We start from the raw sequence: 2207 nt of genomic DNA, 5'->3' as shown, positions 1-2207 counted from the left end.
CTTCATGTGCTGGGATTTGTGAACATCCCCGGGTGTAGCTACACGTATGAGCAGAAGCACTGGAGGAGGGGCCCGACCTACCCAGAAGGTCGGGCCCCTCGTGCTCTGAGCGAGGCACGGAGTTCGGCACGCCGCCAACGTCGTCACCCGCGAGAGGGCTGATCGGTGGGCGGGCAGCCGGGATCTCGCTCGTCCTGCTGGTCGCGCTGAACCGTCCTGCTCGTCCTCCCCGCTCTGGCTTACGTCTACCGCCCACCCAGGCCGAGCCGAGCGACGAAGACGGAGGAGTGACGACGGGTCATGGCGGGTACCTGCCTGACTGACGACCAGCGAAAGGAAGCCTCATGCGAGCGATGGTGTATCGCGGGCCGTACAGGATCCGCGTCGAAGAGAAGGACCGCCCCAAGATCGAGCATCCGAACGACGCGATCGTCAAGGTGACGATGGCCGCGATCTGCGGCTCCGACCTGCACCTGTACCACGGGATGATGCCCGACACGCGGGTCGGCCACACCTTTGGCCACGAGTTCATCGGCATCGTCGACGAGATCGGCCCCTCGGTGGAGAACCTCCAGGTCGGTGACCGGGTGATGGTGCCGTTCAACATCTTCTGCGGCACCTGCTTCTTCTGCGCGCGCGGCCTGTTCGCCAACTGCCACAACGTCAACCCGAACGCGACCGCGGTCGGGGGCATCTACGGCTACTCGCACACGACCGGCGGGTACGACGGTGGTCAGGCCGAGTACGTCAGGGTGCCGTTCGCCGACGTCGGCCCCTCCCGGATCCCCGAGTGGCTGGCCGACGAGGACGCGGTCCTGCTCACCGACGCCGCGGCGACCGGCTACTTCGGAGCCCAGCTCGGAGACATCCACGAGGGCGACGTCGTGGTCGTGTTCGGCGCCGGCCCGATCGGGCTCATCGCCGCGAGATCGGCCTGGCTGATGGGCGCCGGCCGGGTGATCGTGATCGACCACCTGGAGAACCGGCTCGAGAAGGCGCGGACGTTCGCGTTCGCGGAGACGTACAACTTCGTCGAGTACGACGACATCATCGTCCACCTCAAGAAGATCACCGACCACCTCGGAGCGGACGTCGCGATCGACGCGGTCGGTGCCGAGGCCGACGGCAACCTGCTGCAGCACGTCACCGCAGCGAAGCTCAAGCTGCAGGGAGGGTCCCCTGTCGCGCTGAACTGGGCGATCGACGGCGTGCGCAAGGGCGGCACGGTGTCGGTGATGGGGGCGTACGGCCCGATCTTCAGCGCCGTCAAGTTCGGTGACGCCATGAACAAGGGTCTGACGCTCCGCATGAACCAGGCTCACGTGAAGCGCCAGTGGCCTCGCCTGCTCGAGCACATCCGCAACGGCCACCTCAAGCCGAGCGAGATCGTCACCCACCGCCTCCCGCTCGAGCACATCAACGAGGCCTACCACATGTTCTCGGCCAAGCTCGACGGCTGCATCAAGCCGCTCATCATTCCTGATGCCGCCTGAGGAGGGCACCACCATGACTGCCACCACCCCGTCCGACATCCCGACGTACACCGAGGCGAAGCCGCCACTCCCCCGGCCTCTCGACGAGATCCGCGCCACGATCCCGGGATGGGGTGCCGACCTCGACCCGGCCGACCGCCCGTCCTTCCCCCGAGAAGTGCCTCAGCCGGACCACTCCGGCGCCCACTGGTCGTTTCCCGACCGGCAGCCCGAGACCTATCCGCGGGAGCGCTCGATCGAGCACGCGTTCCTCACGCCGGTCTTCGGGACCTCCTGCCCGCCGCGTGGACTCTCCGGCAAGGTGCGGCGCCTGGCCTACGCCCGCTACAGCGAGGGGCGGGCGGCGCACTGGCTCCTGCTGATGGCGGCCGACCGGATCGACGTGAAGGAGGCGATGCTGCGATCGTTCGTCACCCTCCGCCCCGACAACCCCATCACCCAGACCGGCATCAGCAGCGAGCTGAAGCGGCACGGTGCGAAGTCCCGGTTCGGGCGCCACCGCACCGACGTCGTCCACCAGGCGCTCGACCCGGTCATCGTCGCCGGCCCCTGGGTGCTGGGAGGCTGGCTCGCCTACCGAGCCGCGAAGCGCGTCCTGGGCTGAGTTGCACCTGACTCACTCCGGGTATCGCATGGCGGTATGACCTTCTTATCCCGGTTCCCGATGGGCGTCGCGACTGCCACAGCCGTCGCTGGGGCACTCGCGACGCCGAC

2 protein-coding genes are annotated in these 2207 nt (G+C 67.8%); both read left to right on the top strand.

Features of this window, described 5'->3' with window-relative positions:
* Nucleotides 1-344: 344 nt before the first annotated feature.
* Entirely contained in the window at nucleotides 345-1493 is a 1149-nt protein-coding gene (locus PV363_RS17440) for a zinc-dependent alcohol dehydrogenase (protein WP_220340952.1), read from the top strand.
* A gap of 13 nt (nucleotides 1494-1506) precedes the next feature.
* Nucleotides 1507-2097, top strand: coding sequence for a hypothetical protein (locus PV363_RS17435; RefSeq protein ID WP_255565876.1), 591 nt, complete (start codon nucleotides 1507-1509; stop codon nucleotides 2095-2097).
* Nucleotides 2098-2207 lie beyond the last annotated feature (110 nt).

This window comes from Mumia sp., assembly GCF_028803055.1.
GTDB lineage: Bacteria > Actinomycetota > Actinomycetes > Propionibacteriales > Nocardioidaceae > Mumia.
The sequence above is the reverse complement of the archived record's forward strand: the minus strand, read 5'-3'. Positions and strand labels throughout refer to the sequence as shown.

What these genes read in the sequence shown, in the direction of transcription:
- PV363_RS17440 (WP_220340952.1), top strand. Translation starts at nt 345, where the DNA reads ATGCGAGCGATGGTGTATCGCGGGCCGTACAGGATCCGCGTCGAAGAG.
- PV363_RS17435 (WP_255565876.1), top strand. Translation starts at nt 1,507, where the DNA reads ATGACTGCCACCACCCCGTCCGACATCCCGACGTACACCGAGGCGAAG.